Origin of the sequence: Blastochloris sulfoviridis (assembly GCF_008630065.1) — a bacterium.
GTDB classification, from domain to species: Bacteria; Pseudomonadota; Alphaproteobacteria; order Rhizobiales; family Xanthobacteraceae; genus Blastochloris; species Blastochloris sulfoviridis.
In genome coordinates, this window is the sequence record NZ_VWPL01000009.1 from 109,931 (window position 1) to 133,253 (window position 23,323).

20 protein-coding genes, 1 tRNA gene and 2 riboswitches are annotated in these 23,323 nt (G+C 68.7%); of the genes, 1 reads left to right on the forward strand and 20 read right to left on the reverse strand.

Annotated features, from left to right (window positions below):
* Nucleotides 1–181: 181 nt before the first annotated feature.
* The 9 genes from F1193_RS07220 to F1193_RS07260 form a co-directional block, all read right to left on the reverse strand.
* On the reverse strand, nt 182–982 hold the full coding sequence (locus F1193_RS07220) for an MBL fold metallo-hydrolase (RefSeq protein ID WP_150097005.1): 801 nt from the start codon (nt 980–982) through the stop codon (nt 182–184).
* Nucleotides 979–1,788 carry a TatD family hydrolase gene (locus F1193_RS07225; RefSeq protein WP_150097036.1) on the reverse strand — a complete coding sequence of 270 codons (810 nt, stop codon included), beginning with the start codon at nt 1,786–1,788 and terminating at the stop codon, nt 979–981. The genes F1193_RS07220 and F1193_RS07225 overlap by 4 nt, the downstream gene beginning before the upstream one ends.
* Before the next feature lie 14 nt (nt 1,789–1,802).
* The gene (gene metG, locus F1193_RS07230) at nt 1,803–3,359 is read right to left on the reverse strand and encodes a methionine--tRNA ligase (RefSeq protein WP_150097006.1); all 1,557 of its coding nucleotides are present in this window, start codon (nt 3,357–3,359) and stop codon (nt 1,803–1,805) included.
* A 12-nt stretch (nt 3,360–3,371) separates the two neighbouring features.
* On the reverse strand, nt 3,372–4,403 hold the full coding sequence (locus F1193_RS07235) for a DNA polymerase III subunit delta' (protein ID WP_150097007.1): 1,032 nt from the start codon (nt 4,401–4,403) through the stop codon (nt 3,372–3,374).
* Complete coding sequence (gene tmk, locus F1193_RS07240; protein ID WP_150097008.1) at nt 4,400–5,089, reverse strand: dTMP kinase; 690 nt, start codon at nt 5,087–5,089, stop codon at nt 4,400–4,402. The genes F1193_RS07235 and tmk overlap by 4 nt, the downstream gene beginning before the upstream one ends.
* Entirely contained in the window at nt 5,086–6,270 is a 1,185-nt protein-coding gene (locus tag F1193_RS07245) for a D-alanyl-D-alanine carboxypeptidase family protein (RefSeq protein ID WP_170263437.1), read from the reverse strand. Before F1193_RS07245 ends, tmk begins: the two co-directional genes overlap by 4 nt.
* A gap of 156 nt (nt 6,271–6,426) precedes the next feature.
* Entirely contained in the window at nt 6,427–7,257 is an 831-nt protein-coding gene (locus tag F1193_RS07250; RefSeq protein WP_425457214.1) for a septal ring lytic transglycosylase RlpA family protein, read from the reverse strand.
* 203 nt (nt 7,258–7,460) lie between these two features.
* Nucleotides 7,461–7,943 carry a threonine/serine exporter family protein gene (locus F1193_RS07255; RefSeq protein WP_150097011.1) on the reverse strand — a complete coding sequence of 161 codons (483 nt, stop codon included), beginning with the start codon at nt 7,941–7,943 and terminating at the stop codon, nt 7,461–7,463.
* Nucleotides 7,940–8,749 carry a threonine/serine exporter family protein gene (locus F1193_RS07260; protein WP_150097012.1) on the reverse strand — a complete coding sequence of 270 codons (810 nt, stop codon included), beginning with the start codon at nt 8,747–8,749 and terminating at the stop codon, nt 7,940–7,942. Before F1193_RS07260 ends, F1193_RS07255 begins: the two co-directional genes overlap by 4 nt.
* Nucleotides 8,750–8,961: 212 nt before the next feature.
* Between F1193_RS07260 and F1193_RS07265 the strand changes: the two genes are divergently transcribed.
* Nucleotides 8,962–9,051, forward strand: a tRNA-Ser gene (locus F1193_RS07265).
* 132 nt (nt 9,052–9,183) lie between these two features.
* On the opposite strand, the gene F1193_RS07270 is transcribed toward F1193_RS07265, so the two are convergent.
* The 11 genes from F1193_RS07270 to cbiM form a co-directional block, all read right to left on the reverse strand.
* Nucleotides 9,184–9,876 (reverse strand): anaerobic ribonucleoside-triphosphate reductase activating protein, encoded by a 693-nt coding sequence (locus F1193_RS07270; RefSeq protein ID WP_150097013.1) that lies wholly within the window; start codon nt 9,874–9,876, stop codon nt 9,184–9,186.
* On the reverse strand, nt 9,869–10,084 hold the full coding sequence (nrdD, locus tag F1193_RS07275; protein ID WP_246164183.1) for an anaerobic ribonucleoside-triphosphate reductase: 216 nt from the start codon (nt 10,082–10,084) through the stop codon (nt 9,869–9,871). The genes F1193_RS07270 and nrdD overlap by 8 nt, the downstream gene beginning before the upstream one ends.
* A 17-nt stretch (nt 10,085–10,101) precedes the next feature.
* Nucleotides 10,102–12,117 carry a ribonucleoside triphosphate reductase gene (locus F1193_RS07280; RefSeq protein ID WP_150097014.1) on the reverse strand — a complete coding sequence of 672 codons (2,016 nt, stop codon included), beginning with the start codon at nt 12,115–12,117 and terminating at the stop codon, nt 10,102–10,104.
* Between the two features lie 154 nt (nt 12,118–12,271).
* A riboswitch (cobalamin riboswitch) is annotated at nt 12,272–12,468 on the reverse strand.
* A 50-nt stretch (nt 12,469–12,518) separates the two neighbouring features.
* A complete protein-coding gene (locus F1193_RS07285) occupies nt 12,519–13,316 on the reverse strand; it encodes an acyl-CoA thioesterase (RefSeq protein WP_150097015.1) in 798 nt (265 codons plus the stop codon).
* Complete coding sequence (gene metE, locus F1193_RS07290) at nt 13,313–15,655, reverse strand: 5-methyltetrahydropteroyltriglutamate--homocysteine S-methyltransferase (protein ID WP_150097016.1); 2,343 nt, start codon at nt 15,653–15,655, stop codon at nt 13,313–13,315. Before metE ends, F1193_RS07285 begins: the two co-directional genes overlap by 4 nt.
* Nucleotides 15,656–15,767: 112 nt before the next feature.
* Nucleotides 15,768–16,025, reverse strand: a riboswitch (cobalamin riboswitch).
* Nucleotides 16,026–16,062: 37 nt separating this feature from the next.
* Nucleotides 16,063–19,521, reverse strand: a complete 3,459-nt coding sequence (gene cobN / locus F1193_RS07295) for a cobaltochelatase subunit CobN (protein WP_150097017.1) — start codon at nt 19,519–19,521, stop codon at nt 16,063–16,065.
* The gene (gene cobW / locus F1193_RS07300) at nt 19,521–20,555 is read right to left on the reverse strand and encodes a cobalamin biosynthesis protein CobW (protein WP_150097018.1); all 1,035 of its coding nucleotides are present in this window, start codon (nt 20,553–20,555) and stop codon (nt 19,521–19,523) included. Before cobW ends, cobN begins: the two co-directional genes overlap by 1 nt.
* A gap of 9 nt (nt 20,556–20,564) precedes the next feature.
* Nucleotides 20,565–21,269 carry an energy-coupling factor ABC transporter ATP-binding protein gene (locus F1193_RS07305; protein WP_150097019.1) on the reverse strand — a complete coding sequence of 235 codons (705 nt, stop codon included), beginning with the start codon at nt 21,267–21,269 and terminating at the stop codon, nt 20,565–20,567.
* Nucleotides 21,253–22,047, reverse strand: a complete 795-nt coding sequence (cbiQ, locus tag F1193_RS07310; RefSeq protein WP_150097020.1) for a cobalt ECF transporter T component CbiQ — start codon at nt 22,045–22,047, stop codon at nt 21,253–21,255. Before cbiQ ends, F1193_RS07305 begins: the two co-directional genes overlap by 17 nt.
* Nucleotides 22,047–22,691 carry a transthyretin-like family protein gene (locus F1193_RS07315; RefSeq protein ID WP_150097021.1) on the reverse strand — a complete coding sequence of 215 codons (645 nt, stop codon included), beginning with the start codon at nt 22,689–22,691 and terminating at the stop codon, nt 22,047–22,049. The genes cbiQ and F1193_RS07315 overlap by 1 nt, the downstream gene beginning before the upstream one ends.
* Before the next feature lie 11 nt (nt 22,692–22,702).
* Nucleotides 22,703–23,317, reverse strand: coding sequence for a cobalt transporter CbiM (cbiM, locus tag F1193_RS07320; RefSeq protein WP_150097022.1), 615 nt, complete (start codon nt 23,315–23,317; stop codon nt 22,703–22,705).
* Between the last annotated feature and the right edge of the window lie 6 nt (nt 23,318–23,323).

The following is a 23,323-nucleotide window of genomic DNA, read 5'->3' on the forward strand; positions in this document are numbered from 1 at the left end:
TCGGTTTTGAGGCTCGGTTTTGAGGATTGGATTTGGGGCTTGGATTGGCTGTGGGTTGCTGGGCGCGTCTGCCGGCCGGCTTCGGTTTTCGCGGTCGTCCTCGTGTTCGGTGGTCCGGTTCAGCGTGCGGGCGCGGCCGCAGCGATGCGATCCTGCGGCGCTTGGCATTACGGCCTGATCGTCACGGGCGGATCTCGATACGCAGGCCGTCGAAGGCCGGCTCGACGCCCTCCGGCAGGCGCCGCGCCAGATCCTGGAAGTCCAGATCGGTGTGCAGATTGGTGAGGATGGCCCGGCGCGGCTGGATCCGCTCGATCCAGGCCAGCGCATCGGCCAGGGAGAAATGGCTGGGATGCGGCGCGTCACGGAGAGCGTCGATGATCCAGGTGCCGAGGTCGTCGAGCGCGCCCACGCTTTCGGGCGGGATCGTGCTCACGTCGGCGCTGTAAGCCAGATCGCCGATGCGGAAGCCCAGCGCCTCGATGCCGCCGTGCACCAGCCGGAACGGCAGCGCGGTGATCGGTCCGCCGGCGCCGGCGATGGTCACCGGCTCGTCGGCGTGGATGCGGTGCTCGGTCAGGATCGGCGGGTATTCGCTGCCCGGCGGCGTGGCGAAGCAATAGCCGAAGCGCGTCCGCATCGCCGCCGAGGTCTCGGCATCCATGTAGACGTCGACGCGGCGCCGCTGATGGATCACCAGCGGCCGCAGGTCATCGATGCCGTGGGTGTGGTCGGCGTGCTCGTGGGTGATCAGCACGCCGTCGAGATGGGTCACGCCGGCATCGAGAAGCTGCTCGCGCAGATCGGGTCCGGCGTCGATCAGCACGGTGGTGGTGCCGGCCGGCCCGAGGCGCTGCAGCAGCATGGCGCAGCGGCGGCGGCGGTTCTTCGGCTCGGCGGGATCGCAACGGCCCCAGCCGGACCCGACGCGCGGGACACCGCCCGAGGAGCCGCAGCCGAGGATCGTCGCCACCAGCGTCATGCGGACACCCGAAGCTCCGGCGCTTGAAGATCCTTGGGCACTTTCCTGAAAAGCCGAAAGAAATTTTCCGTCGTCAGGTCCGCCGCCGCGGCCGGCGACAGCCCCCGCGCCTCGGCCAGCACGCGCGCCGTCTCGACGATATAGGCCGGCTCGTTGCGCTTGCCGCGCCACCTGCCCGGCGCCAGATACGGCGCGTCGGTCTCGATCAGAATGCGCTCAGCCGGCAGTTCGGCGGCGATCCTGCGCAGCTCGTCGGTCTTCTTGAACGTCAGCACGCCCGAGAACGAGACGTAGTGGCCGAGGGCCACCGCCCGGTGCGCCAGTTCGGCCGAGCCGGTGAAGCAGTGCAGCAGGGCCGGGAAGGGCCCCTGCCCCATCTCCTCCTCCAGGATGCGCGCCGTGTCCTCGTCCGCCTCGCGGGCGTGGATCACCAGCGGCAGGCCGGTGATGCGGGCGGCGGCGATGTGGCGGCGGAAGCTCTTCTCCTGCACGTCGCGCGGCGAGAAGTCGTAGTGATAGTCGAGCCCGGCCTCGCCGATGGCGACCACCTTGGGGTGCTGGGCGAGCCGCACGAGGTCGTCGGTGGTGACGTCCTCCTCCTCGGCGGCATGGTGGCAGTGAGTGCCGACCGAGCAGAACACGTCGGGGAACCGTTCGGCGATCGCCAGCACCTCGGCGAAACGGTGCACGCGGGTCGAGATCGTCACCATCCGCCCGACCCCGGCCGCTCGCGCCCGCGCCACCACGGCGTCGGCCTCGGCGGTGAGGTCGGGGAAGTCGAGATGGCAGTGGCTGTCGACGATCATCGGGCGATCTTGCATCAGCCGCCCTTGGCCGGGGCGTCGGGGTCGACGTAGCGCGGGAACACCGGCTCGGGCGCCGGCAATGCCGTTCCCGCGACCAAACGGCCGGCCGGGCCGAGCTGGTCGAAGCCGCGGGCGTCGGCCGGAACGCCCACCAGGTCGAGCAGCTTCGCCGCGCCGCGCGGCACGAACGGCTGGGCCATGATCGCCACCTGCCGGATCACCTCGGCGGTGACATAGAGCACGGTGGCCATGCGCTCGGGATCGGTCTTCTTCAGCGCCCAGGGTGCCTCGCCGGCGAAATAGCGGTTGGCGTCGGCCACCACCGCCCACACCGTGGCGAGCACCGCGTGGATCTGCTGGGTCTTCATCGCCTCGCGCGCCGCCCCGATCATCGCATCGGCCGCGGCGAGCAGCGTGGCGTCGGCCTCCGAGAACGCGCCGGGCGCCGGCACCCTGCCCTCGCAGTTCTTGGCGACGAAGGACAGCGAGCGCTGCGCCAGATTGCCGAGATCGTTGGCGAGGTCGGCATTGGTGCGGTTGACGATGGCCTCGGGCGTGTAGGAGCCGTCCTGGCCGAACGGCACCTCGCGCAGGAAGAAATAGCGGACGGCATCGACGCCGTAGGCGTCGGCGAGTGCGAACGGGTCGACAACGTTGCCGACCGACTTCGACATCTTCTCGCCCTTGTTGAACAGGAAGCCGTGGCCGAACACGCGCTTGGGCAGCGGCAGCCCCGCCGACATCAGGAAGGCCGGCCAATAGACGGCGTGGAAGCGGGTGATGTCCTTGCCGATGACGTGGAGGTCGGCCGGCCAGTAGGCCTCGCGCGGGCCGCCGCCATTGAGCACGCCGGTGGCGGTGACGTAGTTGTTCAGCGCGTCCACCCACACATACATGATGTGGTCCGGGTCGCCCGGCACCGGAATGCCCCAGTCGAAGGTGGTGCGCGAGATCGACAGATCCTGCAAGCCCCCCTTGACGAAGCTCACCACCTCGTTGCGGCGCGCCTCGGGCAGGATGAAGTCAGAATGCTCGTCGTAATATTTCAGCAGCGGCTCGGTGTACTTGGACAGGCGGAAGAAATAGCTTTCCTCCTCGGTCCATTCCACCGGCGTGCCCTGCGGGCCGATCCGCACGCCATCCTCGCGGACGGTGGTCTCCTCCTCCGCGTAGTAGGCCTCGTCGCGCACCGAGTACCAGCCGGAATATTTCGACAGATAGATGTCGCCGGCCGCCGCCATGCGCTGCCACAGTTCGGTGCAGGCCTGCTTGTGGCGCGCCTCGGTGGTGCGGATGAAATCGTCGTTGGAGATGTCGAACCGCTCGACCATCGCCTGGAACCGCGGCACGTTGCGCGCCACCAGCTCGGCCGGGGTCAGCCCCTCGCGCTGGGCGGTCTGCAGCATCTTGATGCCGTGCTCGTCGGTCCCGGTGAGGAACAGCACGTCGTAGCCGTCGAGCCGCTGGAAGCGGGCGATGGCGTCGGTGGCGATCGCCTCATAGGCGTGGCCGATGTGCGGCACGCCATTGGGATAGGCGATGGCGGTGGTGATATAGTAACGGCCCTTCATTCGGCCCTCGTGTCAGCGGCGCGCGGCCTCGGCCAGGGACGCAACGACCGAGAACACGAACGGCTTGCGGTCGAGATTGAAGGCGTCGGTTTCGGCTGCCGCGCGGGCGAGCTTGTCCCACACCTCGGCATGGGCCGCAAGGCGGGCGGCGCCGGCCTGGTGCGGTGCAGCGAGCGGCGCCGCCAGATAATCCTCCACCGCCTCGATGAAGGCGGTGAACGCCGCCTCCCCGCCAGCCGCCAGCCGGTCGGCCAAAGCGTGCAGCGCGGTGCCGTCGATCGCCGGCAGCCTGGCCAGCACAGCGCGGGTCGCACCCTGCACGGCTGCCTGCTCGGGATCGAGCAGCGCCAGCGCCCGCCGCACCGAGCCGCCGGACGCGGCAATCGCTTCGGCAAGGTTCGGCGTTTCCGCATCGAGCCCGACCACCTCGGCGAGCACCCGCGAAAGCTCGGCCTCGCCGAGGGGATGTAGCATCAGCTTGCGGCAGCGCGAGCGGATGGTGGCGAGCACCCGTCCTGGCCGGTGGGCGATGAGCAGGAACAGCACGCGCGGCGGCGGCTCCTCCAGGCTTTTCAGCAGCGCATTGGCGCCGGCGGTGTTCAGCTCGTCGAGCGAGTCCACGATCACCACCCGCCAGCCGCCCGACGCCGCGGTGGAGCCGAGGAAGCCCACCGTCTTTCGCACCTCATCGACGGGAATGACGCTCGGCAGCGTGGTGCGCTCGGGCGTGATGACGCGGCGCAGGACGAACAGGTCGGAATTCGACTGCGCCATGATGCGCTTGACCACGGGGTGGTCGGCCGGCACGTCGAGGCTCGCGGCGGCGGGGTCGCCGGACGCCAGCATGAAGCGCGCGACACGATAGGCGAAGGTGGCCTTGCCGATGCCCTCCGGCCCGCCGATCAGCCAGGCATGGTGCATCTGGCCGCCGCGCCACGCCTCCAGCATCGCCGCCTCGGCGGCCTCCTGACCGATCAGGCGCCGGTTGGTGCGCGGATGCGGCGTGCCGGCGACGCGGTCGCCCTCTTCCGGCGCGTCCTTCACCCCAGCACCTCGCGGGCCTGGGCGAGCATGTCGGGGACGATCAGGCGCGAGGTCACCGCCTGCCAGATCGCCGCGGCGACCTCGTCGGCCCTGCGGCTGGCGTCGATGAGGATGCAGCGGTTCGGCTCGCGCTCGGCAAGCTGGCGATAGGCGTCGCGTACGCGGCGGTGATATGCGAGGTCTTCGCCTTCGAAACGATCGGGTGGTCTGCCGGCACCGCGGATTTCAACGCGCGCCACGCCGAGTTCAGTCGGCACATCCAGCACCAAGGTGAGGTCGGGTTTTGTCTCAGCGACAGCGACGCGCTCCAGCGCCCGGACCAGCTTTGGATCGACCTCGCCGAGCGCGCCCTGGTAGACGCGGGTGGAATCGATGAACCGGTCGCACAGCACCCATTTGCCGGCGGCGAGCGCCGGCTCGATGGCGTTGGCGACATGGTCCGCCCGCGCCGCGCCGAACAGGATTGCCTCGGCCGCCGGACCGAGCGGCTTGGCCGCGCCCGACAGCAGCACGTGGCGGATCGCCTCGGCGCCGGGCGAGCCGCCGGGCTCGCGCGTGGCCAGGATGCCGTAGCCGGACTCCGCCAGCCGGGCGCCGAGCCGGGCGAGCTGGGTCGACTTGCCGGCTCCCTCGCCGCCCTCGAACGTGATGAAGCGACCGCGGCGGAGACCGGGCGTATCGGTCACGGCTTGAGCGCTCCGGCCTTCAGCTTCGCCGCGCCAGCCTTGACGAGGTCGATCACCAGCTCCTGTGCGCCATCGAGCGCGCGCTGGGTGAGATCGCCCTGCCCCACATCCTCGTCGGCGTGCAGCGGCACCTCGACCGCCAGGATTTCGCCGCGCATGACCCGCAACCGGCCGATCGGCGTTCCCGCGGTGACCGGCGCGCGCACCGGCCCCTGATAGACCACACGCGCGGTGATCTTCTCGGTGGTGCCGCGCGGCACCAGGATCCGGACCGGCCCGTCCGCGGCAAGCTTCACGCGGCTCTGCGCGCCGCCGAACAGCCGCGCCTCGGCGATCGCCGTGTCCCTGTCGAACAGCAGTCGCGACTCGAAATTGCGGAAACCCCAGTCGAGCAGCTTGCGGGCTTCCTCGCCGCGTTCCTTCTCGCTCTTGGCGCCCATCACCACCACGATCAGGCGCTGGCCGCTCTGCACCGCCGAGCCCGCCAGATTGTAACCGCCTTCCTTGACGTAGCCGGTCTTCAGCCCGTCAGCGCCGATGCCCATCGACAGCAGGGGATTGCGGTTGCGCTGGAAGATGTTATTCCACTTGAAATCGGGCTCGCCATAGATCGGGTAATATTTCGGGAAGTTCTTGATGATATAGGCGGCGAGCTTGGCGACGTCGCGCGCCGACATCTTCTGGTCTGGATCGTGATAGCCGGTCGGGTTGCGGAATGTCGTGTTGGTCAACCCGATTTCCTTTGCCCGTTGCGTCATCAGCTGGGCAAAGGACGGCTCGTTGCCCATCAGCCCTTCGGCGATGGCGATCGCGGCGTCATTGCCCGATTGCACGATCACGCCGCGCATGAGGTCCGACAGTTTCACCCGGCTGTTGATCTCGGCGAACATCGCCGAGCCGCCTGAAGGGGCGCCGCCGTGGCGCCACGCGTGTTCGGAGATCACGAACTCGTCGTCGATGCCGATCTTGCCGTCCTTGAGGGCCTGAAAGACCACGGCCATCGTCATCATCTTGGTGAGACTGGCCGGCGGCACCGGCACGTCGGCCGCCTTCTCGAACAGCACGCTCCCTGAGTCGTAGTCGACGAGGATCGCGTGCGGAATGCTGGTCTGGTAGATGTCCGCGCTCGCGCCGCGCACGCCGACCAGCACCGCTGCGATGAGAAGAACCGTTCTGATCAAGGTGAATCTGATCAAGCCGAAACTGATCACGCGAGGGGTGATGTGCGCCGCCATCGCCACATATCCCTTCATGCTCCGGCGATCATTTACCAAGGCGGAGGCCACCGGAGCAACGTGAATGTCTCGTGAATCGAACGAAACGGCAGACCGCGGCGGTCAGTAGAGTCCGAAGCCGTTCGTGGCCGCGCCGCCGATGGCGGCGGGTTCCGGTCCGGCGTATGCGGCCGCCGTCATGGGGGCTGCGGCCATCGGCCGGCCGGTGGCGCGCAGGCTGGCCGAGACCAGCGGATGCTCGCCCACGCCGAAATCGAACGGCCGGTCCGGCGGCACGGGCACCGTGCCGCGGATGACGCTGCGCGGCGATGACGAGGCCGAGAAGATCGGCTTGGCGGAGGCGACCATCACCGGGCTCGGCGCAGGCGCCGGTTGGCCGTCGGTGCGCAGCGTCGCCAGCAGCATCTTGTCGTCGCTGCCTTCGAGCGAGGCCGGCCCGACATATTCGACGCGCACCTTGGCCACGCCGTTGCGGTGGAAATCCAGCGCCTGGGCGGTCTTGACCGACAGATCGACAATGCGGTTGTCGTGGAAGGGACCGCGGTCGTTGATGCGCACGACGATCGAGCGGCGGTTGGCGAGATTGGTGACGCGCGCGAAGCTCGGGATCGGCAGCGTCGGATGCGCCGCCGAGATCGAGTGCATATCATAGACCTCGCCATTGGCGGTGAGGCGGCCGTGGAAGTCGTCGCCGTACCAGGAGGCGACCCCCTCCTGCCGGAAGCCCTCGGGCTTCTGAAGCGGCACATAGGTCTTGCCGGCGATCGTGTAGGGCCTGCCGGTGCGGTATGTGCCGCCGCCCTTGGGGATGGGCTGGCCGTCCGAAATGACTTTCGGGCTGGCAGAGACGCCGTATTTCGGATCGAGCCGGCTCGCCAGCCGCTCCTGAAGCGAACACGCCGCCAGAAGCGTCGCGGCTGCGGCAATCGTCACAATACGGCAGCCTGCCGCCAAAGGCTTTCCCATCAAACGCCCCTCGCCCGGCCGTGGCCGGAATCCCAGTCGATTAACGCTACCATGACCACATCGGTTGAATTCGACGAAATTGGGGCGTCGACCATTATGGTAAACGGAGCGTAGCCCAGCACCTCTACGCAGGCGGGCGCATTCGAGAGAGAATCCTCCTTTGGTTGCATTTAGTAATCGGGATTGCGGATGAGGTGCGTCGGGATCGCCAGACCTGCACCGATGGCGCCCAATGTGAAGCTGACCCGCAACATATACTGCATGGCATCGACGACGGGGGTGATGGCCTCGCTGGGCTGAACGGTGGTGACGGCGAAGAAGCCGAGCAGCGCGTGACCGAAGAACGCTCCGGGCACCATGGGTATGCAGCCGGCAAGCGCGACCGCGCCGGAGGCCGCGCCGAGCCAGCGGCGGACCAGGATGGCGCTGCAGCTGGTGGCCAGGGCCGCGGCGAACGAGGCGGCCTCCAGAGGCCAGCCGAGATCCTGCCCGCCGGAACGCACGGCAAGGGCGAAGGCGCCGGCGGCTCCGCACCAGATCAGCATCGCCGGTCCGAAATTGAACAGAACGCCGAAGCCGGCCGCGGCGATGGCGCCGAACAGCGCCTGATGGCCGAGGTGCGGCAGCGCCTGCACGATGACGTCCGCGCTCATTGCGTCATCCCCAGCAGCGACAGGCCGAGCAGCGTCTGGGCCAGGGCCATCCCGGTGGTGGCGAACACCATCACCATGACCACCCACACCACCCGCGCGCTGCCGACGGTGGGAAACCCGTCCATGATGTCGGCCTGGGCATTGGTGGCCGGTACGCCCGGCACCAGCAGCAGGATGGAGGCCATCATCGCCATATCGACGGTGGCGCTGCCGTTGAGGCGCGCGCCGATGCCGCCGAGGCTCGCCGCCAGAAAGGCGATGATCGCGGTGACCACGAAGAAGTTCATGTTGCGTGCCAGAAGCACGTGCCGCACCCCCTGCCCCGCCGTCCCGGCGAGCAGGATCGCCAGCACCGCCGGCCAGTCGACGCCAAGCAGGCGGCCGAAGGCGGCGCAGGCGATGCCGGTGGCGAGCGCAACGAACCAAGCGGGATGGCGCGGCGTCGATGCCACGAGATGCGCCAGTTCGGCATTGATCTGGTCGACCGTCATGCCGCCGGCCGCGGCCTTCGCCGCCAGCCGCCGCACCGCGAGATCGAGCCGCTGGTTCACGCCGTGGCGGCCGACCGGCATCATGCGGGTGATCGTGTTGACGCCGTGGCCGACGGTGATTTCGAGCGAGGCATAGCCGGAGCGCAGGCCGACCGCCTCGACGCCGAGCCCGCGGGCGACCATCGCCGCCCCATCGTGCACCACCTTCACCCGTGTCCCGCACTCCATCAGGGTGCGGCCGATGCTCAGCGCGCAGTTGGCGTAGCGTTCGAGGTCGCGGTGGCGCACCCGAACCGAATCGATCGTCTCGGCCATGCAGCGTTCCGTCCTGCCTTCGTGTTGCGCCGCAGCATAGCCGACCGCGCCGCGACCGCACACATCCCCAGGCGTGTGGCGGGATCGCTGCAGGATTATTGGCGGCCGGATTGGCAGCGGGACGACAAGGCGCCGGTCATCGAGCCCGAATGTCGCACAAAGGTGCAGTCCGGACTTGCCTTGCGGAGCGGCCTGGACCAATTGTCGGCACGGGACGGGTGGCCGAGCGGTTGAAGGCAGCGGTCTTGAAAACCGCCAGAGGTGCAAGCCTCTCGTGGGTTCGAATCCCACCCCGTCCGCCATATCTATTTGATGTTATTGTTTTTTCTGTGTTGTGCGCAGATGCTCCGCGTTCTTGTCCACGCCTTTCTTGTCCACGCTTGTCGCCGACATGGGCCAGGGTTGCCCTCGTGTAGAGGGTGATGACGCATTCCTCATCGAGGGTGGCGAGCAGGTTCGGGAAGCCGCGGACCGGCCGACCGCCCTGGGTGCGGCCGGTGGTCTGCTTGCGCCTGGGCGATCAGTTCGGGATCGATGCAGCCGTGGACGCGGAACGGCTGCAGGCGGGTCGTCGTGCCGAGCGCGGCGAGATCGTCCGCAAGGCGCGCCAGTGCTGTCTCATCAAGCAGCGCCGGATGGACGGTGGTGCGCAGGTCGCAGGCGACGCCGCTGGCAAGCAAGAGCTTCAGGCTGCTGCGCGCCGCCTCCCCGCTGCCGGGAACGCCGGTGATGCGGGCGTAGTCGTCGAACGGCGCCTTGACATCGAAGCCCACCCAATCGACCAGCGGCAGCACCGCCTTGAGCCGTTCCGGTGCCGGGCCGCCGGTGTGCAATCCGACGCCGAAGCCCAGCGCCCGCACCGCATCCATCGCCTCCGGCAGCGCTGCCTGGATCGTCGGCTCGCCGCCGGAGAACACCACGCCATCGAGCAGGCCGCGCCGCGCTTGGAGAAACGCCAGCACCTCGCGCCACGCGATCTCGCCATCGCTGCGCGCCGGCAACAGGTGCGGATTGTGGCAATAGCGGCAGCGCCACGGACACCCTTGCAGGAACACCGTGGCGACGAGCTGTCCCGGCCAGTCGCAGCTCGACCACCGCGCCAGCCCGCCGATGCTGAGCTCAGTCACCCTTCGACTCGAGTTTCGCCTGCCGCTCGCTGAAGCAGCGCCGCTCGGCGAACTCGCCCTGCTTGCCGCGATTGAACGAGGCCACCGGGCGGTGATAGCCCATCACCCGCGTCCAGATCTCGCAGGGCTGGCGCTCGGCGTCGTCAAGCTCGATGGCGGGCGTCATGGTGGCAGGCGTCATGCTGACGGACTTGGGCATATGGGTCATGGGGGCTTCCGGTGTGTTCAATGGGCAACGCGCTTGCGGGCGATCAGCTCGGCGTCGCATTTCGGGCAGAAGGCATGCTCGCCCGCGATGTAGCCGTGCTTGGGACAGATCGAGAAGGTCGGCGTCACGGTGAGATAGGGCAGCCGGAAATTCTCCAGCGCTCGCCGCACCAGCGTCTTGCACGCGGCGGCCGACGAGATGCGCTCGCCCATATAGAGGTGCAGCACGGTGCCGCCGGTGTATTTGCGCTGCAGCTCGTCCTGCCGCGCCAGCGCCTCGAACGGATCGTCGGTGAAGCCGACCGGCAGCTGGCTGGAATTGGTGTAATAGGGCTGGTCGGGCGTGCCAGCCTGCAGGATGCCGGGAAAGCGCTTTCTGTCCTCGCGCGCGAAGCGATAGGTGGTGCCCTCGGCCGGCGTCGCCTCAAGGTTATAGAGGTGGCCGGTCTCCTCCTGGAACGCCGTGATGCGCGCGCGCAGATGGTCGAGCACCCGCACAGCGAAGGCGTGGCCCCATTCGGTGGCGATGTCCTCGGCATCGGCGGTGAAGTTGCGGATCATCTCGTTGATGCCGTTGACGCCGATGGTGGCGAAGTGGTTGCGCAGCGTGCCGAGATAGCGCCTTGTGTAGGGAAACAGCCCGGCGTCGATGTGGCGCTGGATCGCCTTGCGCTTGATCTCCAGGCTGGTGCGGGCGATCTCCGCCAATGCGTCGAGCCGTGCGAACAAGCCGGCATCATCGCCGCGGCAGAGATAGCCGAGCCGCGCGCAATTGAGGGTGACGACGCCGACCGAGCCGGTCTGCTCGGCCGAGCCGAACAGGCCGTTGCCACGCTTCAGGAGCTCGCGCAGATCGAGCTGCAGGCGGCAGCACATCGAGCGCACCATGTGCGGCTTCAGCTCGGAATTGACGAAGTTCTGGAAATAGGGAAGCCCGTACTTCGCCGTCATCTCGAACAGGCGGTCGGTGTTCTCACTCTCCCACGGAAAATCAGGCGTGATGTTGTAGGTCGGAATCGGGAAGGTGAAGACGCGGCCCTTGGCGTCGCCCTGCGTCATCACCTCGATATAGGCCTGGTTGATGGCGTCCATTTCGGGCTGAAGGTCGCCATAGGTGAACGGCATCTCTTGGCCGGCGATCACCGGCACCTGGTCGCGCAAATCGGCCGGACAGGTCCAGTCGAAGGTGAGGTTGGTGAACGGCGTCTGGGTGCCCCAGCGCGAGGGCACGTTGAGGTTATAGACCAGTTCCTGGATGCACTGGCGCACCTCGGCGTAAGGCAGGCGGTCCTTGCGCACGAACGGCGCCAGATAGGTGTCGAACGACGAGAACGCCTGGGCGCCGGCCCACTCGTTCTGCAGCGTGCCGAGAAAATTGACGATCTGGCCAACCGCGCTGGACAGGTGCTTCGGCGGCCCGGCTTCGACCTTACCGGGCACGCCGTTGAGGCCTTCGGTGAGCAGCGTGCGTAGCGACCAGCCGGCGCAGTAGCCGGCCAGCATGTCGAGGTCGTGGATGTGGATGTCGCCCTCGCGGTGGGCGCGGCCGACCTCGGGCGGATAGACGTGCGACAGCCAATAATTGGCCACCACTTTGCCCGATACGTTGAGGATCAGCCCGCCCAGCGAATAGCCCTGGTTGGCGTTGGCGCTGACCCGCCAGTCGGCGCGGTCGAGATATTCGTTGATCGAGGTCTCGACATCGACCGCGGTCTTGGCGTCGCGCCGCAGCCGGGCGCGCTGCTCGCGATAGACGATGTAGGCACGCGCTGTCGCGAAATGATCGGCGGAGATCAGCACCTGCTCGACCACGTCCTGGATCTGCTCGATGTGCGGCGCCTGATCCTTGAAGCGATGCGCCAGCACCTTGATCGCCTGGGTGGCGAGGTGCGTGCTCTCCGGCCGGTCGAACTCGCCGGTGGCCTTGCCGGCGCGCTCGATGGCGATGCGGATCTTCTCGCCATCGAAGACGACGATCTGGCCCGAGCGCTTGACGACGGCGGACGGCGAGACGACGGGCACAGCGGGGGCCATGGCTTCCTCGGCAGCAGTATTGCGCGATGTCTCTGACGAGGACACGGAAGGCCGTGGCGGACGCGCGAGCCAAGGCCGCGACGCCGACGCGCCCCTCCGGGACACCCCGCCCGAGGAGATTGATGCGAATGCAATCTCCCGCCCTTGAGGGCCGAAGATGCATCGTGCTGCGGCAGGTCTCCTGGCTCGCGGGTCGCCGCGGTCGGCCGGTCTTCCCAACGCATCGCGTCAGTGACGAAAATGGCCGAACGCTCGCCGCTCACAGTTGCGGGGGCAGCGCCGGTATTGCACCGGCTTCCCTCTTAACCCCAGATGTTGAGCATCTGGGGAACCGTAGCGCTATATGCTGTAGGCGGGAGGCCCGAGTCGAGTCAAGCACCCGGCTCAGGCCGTTCACCGCATCAGCCGGTTGCAGCCAGCGCCGCGCTGGCCGGCCGCGCCGGAATCGGGCGGTGTTGGTCGTCCACCGCCACCATCACGAACGCGCCCTGGCCGCATTGGCGGCGCGCGCCCGAGGCCGGCGTCTCCGCCCACATCTCCACCGTGACGGTCATTGAGGTTCGGCCGACGCCGCTGACTCGCGACACCAGCTCGACGATCTCGCCCTTGTGGATGTGCTGGGTGAAGTCGACGTGCTTGGCCGCCGCCAGCACCACCGCGCGGCGGCAACGGCGCGTCGCCACCACGAACGCCGCCTTGCCCATGGCAGCGAGCGCATTGCCGCCATAAAGGCTGCCGTAGTGGCTGGTGTGCTCGGGAAACACCAGTTCCACCGAGCGCAACTCGCCATCCGGCTCCGGTGCCTGATCGCGGGTCAGCGGCGGCAGTTGCCCACCCAGCGCGGCCAGGCCGTCGCCGACCGCGACCATGTTGAACACGCCGCCGCCGCAGCGCACGCGCGCGCCGGTGAGCGGTGATTCCGCCACCATCTCGACCTCGGCGGCGAGCGAGCGGCGGCCGACCTTCACCACCTGTCCGGTCAACTCGATGATGTCGCCGAGCCGGCCCGGGGCCTGGAAGTCGATGCCGTCGCACGACGCGGTGACGAAATCGACCGGCGCATGGCGGGTGGCGGTGATGAACGCCACCTTGTCCATGTGGGCAAGGCCGATGCCGCCGAACAGCGTGCCGTGATGGTTGGTGTCGCCGGGAAAGACGATGTCGACCAGCCGCGTCGCCCGCACCCCCTGCCCGCTCATTCCGCCGCCTCTGCCCTGTTCGCGCGCATCTGGCGCGCCGCCGCCACCATGTTGACCAGCGCCGGGCGGACCTCCTCCCAACGCCTTGTCTTCAGCCCGCAATCGGGATTGACCCAAATCTGGTCGGGCGACAACCGTTGCGTCGCCTTGGTCAACAGCTCAAGCATCTCCGCCGTGGTCGGCACGCGCGGCGAATGGATGTCGTAGACGCCGGGGCCGATCTCGTTGGGGTAGCGATAGATCGCAAAGGCGTCGAGCAGCTCCATCTTCGAACGCGAGGTCTCGATCGAAATGACGTCGGCGTCGAGCGCCCCGATCGAATCGATAATGTCGTTGAATTCCGCGTAGCACATGTGGGTGTGGATCTGGGTGTCGTCGCGCACGCCGGCCGCCGCGAGCCGGAACGAATCCACCGCCCAGTCGAGATAGGCCTGCCACTCGGCGCGGCGCAGCGGCAGCCCCTCGCGCAGCGCCGGCTCGTCGATCTGGATGACCTTGAGGCCCGCCGCTTCGAGGTCTTCCACCTCGTCGCGCAGAGCGAGCGCGATCTGCCGGCACACCTCGGCGCGCGGCAGGTCGTCGCGCACGAACGACCACTGCAGCATGGTCACCGGCCCGGTGAGCATGCCCTTCACCGGCCGCCGCGTCAGCGATTGCGCGAAGCTCGACCACGCCACCGTCATCGGTTCAGGGCGTGACACGTCACCGAAAATGATCGGCGGGCGTACATAGCGCGAACCGTAGCTCTGCACCCAGCCGTGCCTGGTGAAGGCGTAGCCGGAAAGCTGCTCGCCGAAATACTGCACCATGTCGTTGCGCTCGAACTCGCCGTGCACCAGCACGTCGATACCGACCTCCTCCTGCCAGCGGACCGCCGCGTCGGTCTCGTTGCGCAGAAAAGTCTCATAGGCGGCGGCGTTCAACTCGCCCTTGGCGAATGCGGCGCGCGCCTTGCGCACGGTCTCGGTTTGCGGAAACGAGCCGATGGTGGTGGTGGGGAACGGCGGCAGCTTCAGCGCTGCCCGCTGAACCTCTCGCCGTTCCGGGAAGGGGCTCGCCCGCCATGACATCCACGGCTGGATCGCCGCCGTGCGCGCCGCCACTGCCGCATCATGCACCTTGGGCGAGGACCGCCGCGCGGAAATCGCCGCGGCGGCCTCGTCGAGTTCAACGCGCACCGCGCCGCGTCCCTGGGCCAGCGCCTTGCCCAGCACCGCGAGCTCGCCCATCTTCTGCCGCGAGAACGCCAGCCAGCGCTTGAGGTCGGGGTCGAGATCGGTTTCGAGGTCAAGATCGACCGGCACGTGCAGCAGCGAGCAGGATGGCGCCAGTTCCAGGTGATCGGCGCCGCGGCGTGCGACCACCGGCTCAAGCCGGTCCAGAATGGCGTCGAGGTCGGCACGCCAGACGTTGCGGCCGTCGATCACGCCCAGCGACAGGACCAGCCCACGCGGCGCCTTCGCCAGTACGTCGTCGAGCTGGCCGGGCGCGCGCGCCAGATCGAGGTGCAGGCCCGCGACCGGCAGCGCCAGCGCCGTCACCAAATTGCCGCCGAGACCACCGAAATAGCTGGTCAGCATGATCTTCAGCTTCGGCAGCGCGTAGGCGATCATGCCATAGGCGTCGCGCAGAGCCTGCCGCTCGGCATCCGAAAGGTCGAGAACGAGGCACGGCTCGTCGATCTGCACCCAGTCCGCGCCGTTGGCGGCCAGCCGGCGCAGCACCTCGATATAGACCGGAACCAGCCCGGCGAGCAGCGACAGGCGGTCGAAGCTCGCGTCGTGACACTTGCCGAGCTTGAGGAAGCTCACCGGCCCGAGCAGCACAGGGCGGGTGGCGAATCCCAACCCCGCCGCCTCGCGGTATTCGTCGACCGGCTTGGTCGAGGCGAGCGCGAAGCGCTGCCCCGGCTGAAACTCCGGCACCATATAGTGATAGTTGGTGTCGAACCACTTGGTCATTTCGAGCGCCGGCACGCCGGTCGCGTCGTGACCGCACGCACAGCCGCCTTCGGCGCCCTGACGGCCGCGGGCCATGGCGAAATAGGTATCCAACGGCACCTCGCCACCTTGCCAGCCATAGATCGCCGGTACCGCGCCGACCATCGCGGCGGTGTCGAGCACATGATCGTAGAGCGAGAAGTCGTTCGACGGAATCACGGAAACGCCGCGCGCCTTCTGGCACGCCCAGCTTGCGGCGCGCAGCCCGGCGGCCGCGTCCTTGAGCCCGGCGGCATCGATCTTGCCGGACCAGTAGCGCTCCAGCGCGAATTTCAGCTCGCGGCGCGGACCGATCCGCGGCACGCCCAGCGTGGCGACAGGAAGTGAGAGGATAGACATCGGCTTGAACCCCAAAATGTTGGGGGCAAAGGCCGAGCGGTCGCATGCAGAAGGATCCGCGCGGGCAGTCCGCTGCGGATTCGCAAGCGCACCACCGGGACACCCCGCCCAGGGACGTTATCAAGTCGCGGCAGGTCTCCTGGCTCGCGGGTCGTCGCCTTCGTCCGTCTTCCCGGAGCATTGCTCCAGTGACGTTATTCGGCTTCCTCAAGATCGCTTCGCGATCCATGAAAACCGATGGACGTCGGCTCGCCGCTCACAGTTGCGGGGGCAGCCCCGGATTAGCTGGCTCGTTCGAGCCGCAGCGCACCGGATTCCCTCTTAGCTGCAGACGTGAGAAGTCCGCAGAACCACGACGGCGGGACTGTGGTCCCCAGCGCGCCGTGGAGTCAAGTCGGGTCGAAAATTCATTTTTGCCGCTCCCCTGGCGACGGCTCCACTGCGTCCGGCGGCGCGAGGGCGTCGATGACGCTGTTCTTGCGCATGTCCCAATAACCGGCGTCGATGAGATGGCGGAAACGCCGACGCATCTGTTCCGCGGCGCCGGGATTGGCGGCCTCCAGGAACTGCCGCACCGCGTCGTCGCCAAGGGTCGCGTCATAATAGAGGTCGACGTGATGGCTCTCGACCACGCCGGCGAGGTGGGCGAACAGCGCCATCTGGTCGAGCGTCCAGGCGATCTCGGCGGCGCCGCGGAAGCCGTGGCGCATCTGGCCCTCGATCCAGCGCGGATTGGCGGCGCGCGCCCGCACCACCCGGGCGATCTCCTCCGGCAGGGTGCGCATGCGCGGTGCCTCGGCCCGCGCTGAATCGGCGTGGTAGAGCGCGGGCGCCCCGCCGAGCGTGCGCGCGGCGGCGGCAAAGCCGGCCTCGTGCGCGGCGTAGTCAGGTGCCATCAGGAGGTCGGTTTCCGGCAGGTCCTGGGTGTGGACGAAGGCGTCGGCATTGCCGGCGCGCTCCTCCAGCGCGGTCCGGGCGGGTTCGCCATCATCGCGACCACCGTAAGTAAACGCGCTGCCCGCCAGCCACGCTTCGGCCGCGGCGGCGGCAGTGTCCGGCGTCAGTTCGTCGACCATCTCCGCCACGCGCACGCCATAGCCGCCCGGCGCCGGGCCGAACACCCGCGGGCCCTCCCGGCCGCGGAACGGATTGTCGCCGATCGGCTCGGCGCGCCGCGCCAGCGCCGCCGCCGCCTGCTCGAACAGCACCGGCAGATTGGCGAACACGTCGCGGAACAGGCCGGAGATGCGCAGCGTGACGTCGATGCGCGGCCGGCCAAGCTGGGCCAGCGTCAGCACCTCGAAGCCCGACACCCGGTCGGAGGTGGCGTCCCACACCGGCGCCACGCCGATCAGGCTGAGCGCCATGGCGAACTCCTCGCCGGCGGTGCGCATGGTGGCCGAGCCCCACAAATCGACCACCACATTGCGGGGATGCTCGCCATGGTCCTGCAAATGGCGCGTCAACAGCGCTGCCGCGAGGCGCTCGCCCTGCAGCGCGGCCGCCCGGCTCGGTACGGCACGCGGGTCGATGGTGAAGAGGTTGCGGCCGGTCGGCAGCACGTCGCGGCGGCCACGCCAGGGCGAGCCGGCCGGCCCCGGCGGCACCGCCCTGCCCTCCAGCGCCTTGAGCAGCCCGGCGCGTTCGGCCTCGGCGCAGGCCGCAAACGGCATGGCAGCGAGCGGCCCGTTGAAGCTGTCGTCGTCCTCCGGCAGCATCGGTACGCGGCCGAACACATGGAGGCCATCGGGAAACAGCGAGTTCTTAACGTCGCACACGAAGGCGTCGAGCTTCACCACCGCCTCGCGCGGCGCCATATCCGGTTTGAGGCCGCTGTCGCGGTCGAGGCCAGAGTGCTGCGCCGCCTTGAAGATGTCGTTCGCCAGCCGCTCGCGCCGGCGTGGGTCGAGCCCGTCGGCGTTGGAATATTCGTCGAGCAGCCGCTCGACCGTGCGCAGCCCCGGCGGCAGCGGCCCGCGCCGCTGCGGCGGCGTCATGTGGCCGATGGTCACCGCGCCGAGCCGGCGCTTGGCGGTGGCGGCCTCGCCGGGATCGTTGACGATGAAGGGATAGATCACCGGGGTCGAGCCGACCAGCATTTCGGGCCAGCACGCCGAGGACAGCGCCACCGATTTTCCCGGGAGCCACTCCAGCGTGCCGTGGGCGCCGATATGGACCAGCGCATCGATGCGGGTGACCTGCCGCAGCCACAGATAGAACGCGACGAAGGCATGCCGCGGTGGGCGGCGCGGGTCGTGATATTCGGCGGCGCGGTCGGCGCGCGCGCCGCGATCGGGTTGCGCGGCGACGATGAGGTTGCCGCAGCGCGTGGCGCGGAAGCGGAACGCGCCATCCTCGACCGTGGGATCATCTTCAGGCGGACCCCATTGCGCCAGGACGCCGTCGCGCAGCGCCGGATCGATGGCGTCGAGCGCGGCGCAATAGTCGGCGAGCGGCCAGCGCATCTCGGCAGCAAGCAGCCGACCGATCAGCGCGCCATGGTCGAGCGGCATGTCGGCGACGCGATAGCCCGCGCCCGCCAACAGCCGCACAATCTCGATGGCGCTTTCCGGCGCGTCCAGCCCCACCGCGTGGGCAATCTGGTCGTCGCGCCCCGGATAGGCCGACAGCACCAAGGCGAGCCGGCGTTCGCCCGGCGGCGTGCGCCGCAGATGGATGATGGCCAGTGCCCGCGCGACCACCGCCTGGATGCGCTCAGGGTCGGCGGCGTGGCGGACGCGGGCGAAGCCGAGGTCGGGATCGACAGGCTGCGGCTCCTTGAACGAGACGACGCCGGCGAACACCCGGCCGTCGATCTCCGGCAGCACGACGTGGATGGCAAGATCCGCCGGCGACAGCCCGCGCTCCGATTCCGCCCAGGCGGCGCGCACGGATCCCGCCAACGCCACCTGCAGCACCACGGCATCTGTCGCCTCGAACGGCGAGCCATCGGCATCGCGCGCCGAGAACGCGGTGGCGTTGACGACGATGTCGGGTTGGATGCGGGCAAGCTCGCCGCGCAGCCAGCGGTCGGTGTCCCGCGCCTTTAGGCTGTCGACGAATACCGCGACCGGCGTGATACCGCGCGCCGCGAACCCGGCCATCAGTTGCTCGACCGGCTCAAGGTCGGCGGCCACCAGGAACGCGCGATAGAACACGATGAGCGCGCGGGGTGCCTCCCCAGCCCGCGGCGTCTCGACCGGACACGTCGCCGGATCGCCGGGAAAATAGCCGTGGCGCGGCAACGCCGGCACCACCTGCAGCGCCGCGGCCTGAAGACCTGCGGCGCGCGCCAACTCGGCCAGCGCGGCCGCGGCCGCCTGTGCCCCGCCAATCTCGCACAGCGCCGTGAGGCGGCGCAGCACCGCCACCGGCACCGTGGACGCCTCGTCCAATCTCGGGTCGGCGCGGCCATCGCCGGGCACGATCGCCAGCTTGATGCCGCGGGCGTGCGCGATCGCCCGCACCTGTTCGACGCCATAGCGCCAATAGTCGAGCCCGCCGAGCAGGCGGATCAAGATGGCGCGGGCGTGACGAAGCGTGTTCTCGATATAGAGGTCGACCGACAGCGGGTGCGTAAGCCGCGCGAGATTGGCGAGTCGCAGCGACGGAAGCGCGGAGCATCCGCCAGCCTGATTGAACCGGACGGATGCTCCGCGTTCCTGTTCTTTCGCATTTTCTGTCGCAAAACCGGTATCCAATTTTGCGGAAAATGCTCTTGCGCGCCCGGCCTGCCAGCCGGCGGCGAATGCGCCGAGATCGCTGTCGGCGAACGACAGCACCACGAGATCGGCCGGCGCCTGCCCGAGATCCTGGGCAACCGCCGCCTCCTCCAGCCCGTGTGTCTCGCGCAGCAGGATGTGCATCAGGCCCCCTGCAGCAGCCTCGTCACCGCGGCGTGGTCGAAGCCCTTCTCGCCAATCACCACGAGGCGCGAGATGCGCTCTTCGTTTGGCATCCAGGCGCGGTCGAACTGCGCCCGCACCCGCGCACCGACACCCTGCACCAGAAGCCGCATCGGCTTTTCCGCCACCGCGACATAGCCCTTGGCACGCAGCACGCCGTGATCGCGGGCCGCGGCCTCGACCTTGGCGATGAGCGCATCAACATCGGTCTGCGCCGACAGCGTAACGTCGATGGTCTCGAAATCGTCATGATCGTGGGCGTCGTGGCTCTCGTGGTGACTCGGCCTTGCGTCGAGGTCCGCTTCTGCCGCCGCGTTGATGCCGAGCACGATGCGCGGATCGACCCGGCCTTCGGTGGCCTCGACAACCGGGATGCGGCGCGGGCTCTCGGCCTGGATGATTTCGCGCGCCCTCGCCAGCGCCTCGGCATCGACGAGATCGACCTTGTTGAGGATGACGAGGTCGGCGCACGCCACCTGGTCCTCGAACACCTCGCCGAGCGGGGTGTCGTGGCCGACGCTGGCGTCCGCGCCACGCTGCGCCGCCACCGCTGCAAGGTCTGGTGCGAAGCGGCCGTCGGCCACCGCCTCGGCATCGGCGATCGCGATTACCCCATCGACGGTGATGCGGGTGCGCAAATCCGGCCAGTCGAACGCCTTCAGCAGCGGCTTCGGCAGTGCCAGCCCGGACGTCTCGATCAGGATGTGCTGCGGCGGCTCGGGCCGCGCCAGCAGCGCCGAGATGGTCGGCACGAACTCGTCGGCCACCGTGCAGCACAGGCAGCCATTGGTCAGCTCGACGATGGCGTCCTTTGGGCAGTTGGCGTCAGAGCAACCTTTGAGGATGTCGCCATCGACGCCGACGTCGCCGAACTCGTTGACCAGGATGGCGAGCCTGCGCCCATGCGGCGCCTCGATGAGATGGCGGATCAGGCTGGTCTTCCCGGCGCCGAGAAAGCCGGTGATGATGGTAACGGGGATCTTCTCGATCGACATGAAGGACTCCTAGCCTTTCCGCGCGAGGCGCGGACCGTGCGTGATGCCGCGTTGGCCCTCGCCGATGGGTTGAATGCGTCCCCGCTCCAGGCGGACGGAGCGGGTCGCCACAGCGCGGCGAAACAGCGGGTCGTGCGAGACGATGATCATCGCCTGCGGCAGTGTGGTGAGGATGGCGGTCAGCCGCTCGCGGGTCGGTTCGTCGAGCGCGTTGGTCGGCTCGTCGAGCAGCAGCACGTCCGGCGCCATCGCCAGCACCGCGGCGAGCGTCACCAGCCGCTTCTCGCCGCCCGACAGCTTATGGGTGACGCGGTCGCGAAGGTGCGTGAGGTTCAGCTCATCCAGCGTGCATTGGACGATGTCCGCGACCTCGGCGCGGCTCCTGCCCATGTTGAGCGGGCCGAACGCCACGTCCTCGGCCACGGTGGGGCAGAACAGCTGGTCGTCGGGATCCTGGAATACCAGCCCGGCGCGGCGGCGGACCTCGTAGAAATCGCGCTCGGCACGCCGCTCGCGGCCGAACGCCACCACCGTGCCGGCCTGCGGCACCAGCAGCCCGACCAGGATCTGCAGCAGCGTGCTCTTGCCGGCGCCATTGGCGCCTTCGAGGCACACGCGCTCGCCCGGCCCGAGAGCAAGGTCGGCGCCGTCCAGCACCGCCGGCTGGCTGGGATAGCCGAACACCACGCCTTGCGCCTCAAGCAGCAATGCCACCCTGCGCCTCCAGCACGATCAGGCCCAGGATCAGGCCGGTGAACACGGCGCCAAACGCGACGTCGCCCCGCCCCGGCTCCCAACGCGCATCGAGCGTCAGGCGGCCGGAAAAGCCGCGGCACTTCATCGCCTTGAGGATTCGCTCGGAACGCTCCAGCGCCCGCACCAGCATCATGCCGACCAGATAGCCGAAACTGACATAGGTGTGGCGCGAGTTGGCCGGGCGAAAGCCGCGCGCCCGCATGGCTGTGCGCAGCCTGCGGTATTCCTGGTCGAGCACGTCGACATAGCGCACGGTGAACAGCACGAGGTGCACCAGCCGTTCCGGCATGCCGAGGCCGCGCAAGGCGCGCGCGAGTGTCACCGGTTCCAGCGTGGACAGCAGCGCCATCGCCATCAGCACCACCGCATTGGCCTTGAGCGCGATGGCGGCGGCCTTCGCCAGCCCCTCCCATGATGCGACGAGGTCGAACAGTTCGAACGCTGGGGTGCCAGGCACGGTGAATGGCAGCATCGCGATCATCACGACGATAAAGGTGTCCATCGCCGCGACACGGCGTAGGGTTTGCGCCACCGGCAGCCGGGCCAGCAGCATCGCGGCGATGGCGCACGCCAAGGCCAACGCCAGCACGTCGAGGCGCGCCAGCGCCACTACCGTGACCGCGAACGCCGCCTCCGCCACGACCCGCAGCCGGGCGTCGCGCCGCGCAATCGGTCCGTGGCCGGTTGCGGGATCGAGCAGCCCTGCGGCAGCGCCGGCCCGGACAACGTGCCCCATCAGCCGGCCCGCGCCTGGCGGCGTGCCGCCAGGAAGAACCACAGCCCGAACAGGCCGACGATGTAGCCGATGCCACCGAGGATGCTCTGCAGGTCGTTCTTCTCCCTGTAGGCGATGACCTCGCGCCGCAGTGGCCGGATCTCGTTGCGGATCAGTTCGGCGACGACGGCGCGTTGCGCCTCGGTCAAGGCCGCGGGACTGGATTGTGGCGGCGGCTCGGCAGTGACGGGCGGAGCGACGCTGGGAGCTGCTGCGCTCGATGCTTCGCCCAGCGGCGGCCCGCCGGCCGCATCCGGCGTGGGTTGTCCGCCCGTCGTCAGCGACGCCGGCAGTTCGCTCCTGTCGACGCGGATTTCGGCAACGTGGCCGGCGCCGAGATCGGCGCGGAAGATGTGGGTGACCGCCGCCTTGGGCTCAAACACAAAGGTGCCGTCCTCCTTCGTGCGCACCTCGCCGAGCCTGGTGCCGTCCTCGTCGAACACCTCGACCAGGACATTCTTCGCAGGCTCGCCGTCCGAGAAGCCGATCTCGCCCTCGATCGCATCGCCGCTGGCGTACGCGCCCGCCACCACCTTGTGCGCCAGCGCCGGCGCGGACCAGCCCAGCGACAGCGCCAGAACAAGGATTGCAGCAATCTTTTGCATGATCTTGGATCCTATCCAGCGGTCGCCGGTGACGCGAACAGCTCCGGCTTGACCCGGCGCGCCAACAGCACCGCCGCGCCGGTCAACGCCGCCTCGATCGCCATCACCGGAATGTGGGCGAAGAACACCAGCTTGGCGGCGGGAATGAACTCGTCACCCGAGGCGGCGAGCGCGATGCCGACCGCGAGCGTCGTCAGCATGATGGCCAACGCGCCGCCAAGCGCGCCCCACACCGCCGCCACAGCGGGCGAGCCGGAGACAATGCCCGGCCGGCACAGGTAATAGACGATCACCGCCGGCAGCGCGATGTTGAGGGTGTTGACGCCAAGCACGGTGATGCCGCCGAAACCGAAGAACACCGCCTGCAGCAGCAGCCCGACGAACAGCGCCGGAAACGCCGCCCAGCCGAGCACCAGCCCGGCCAGGCCGTTGAGGATGAGATGGACGCTCGACGGCCCGATCGGCACGTGGACCAGCGAGGCGACGAAGAACGTTGCGCTCAGGACGCCGGCGGCGGGGATCTTGTCGGTCGGCATGCGCTTGAGGCCGATACCAATTCCCACCACCGCGAGCGCGGTGCCGGCCACCACCACCGGCATCGACAGCGCGCCATCGACGATATGCATGTCCCC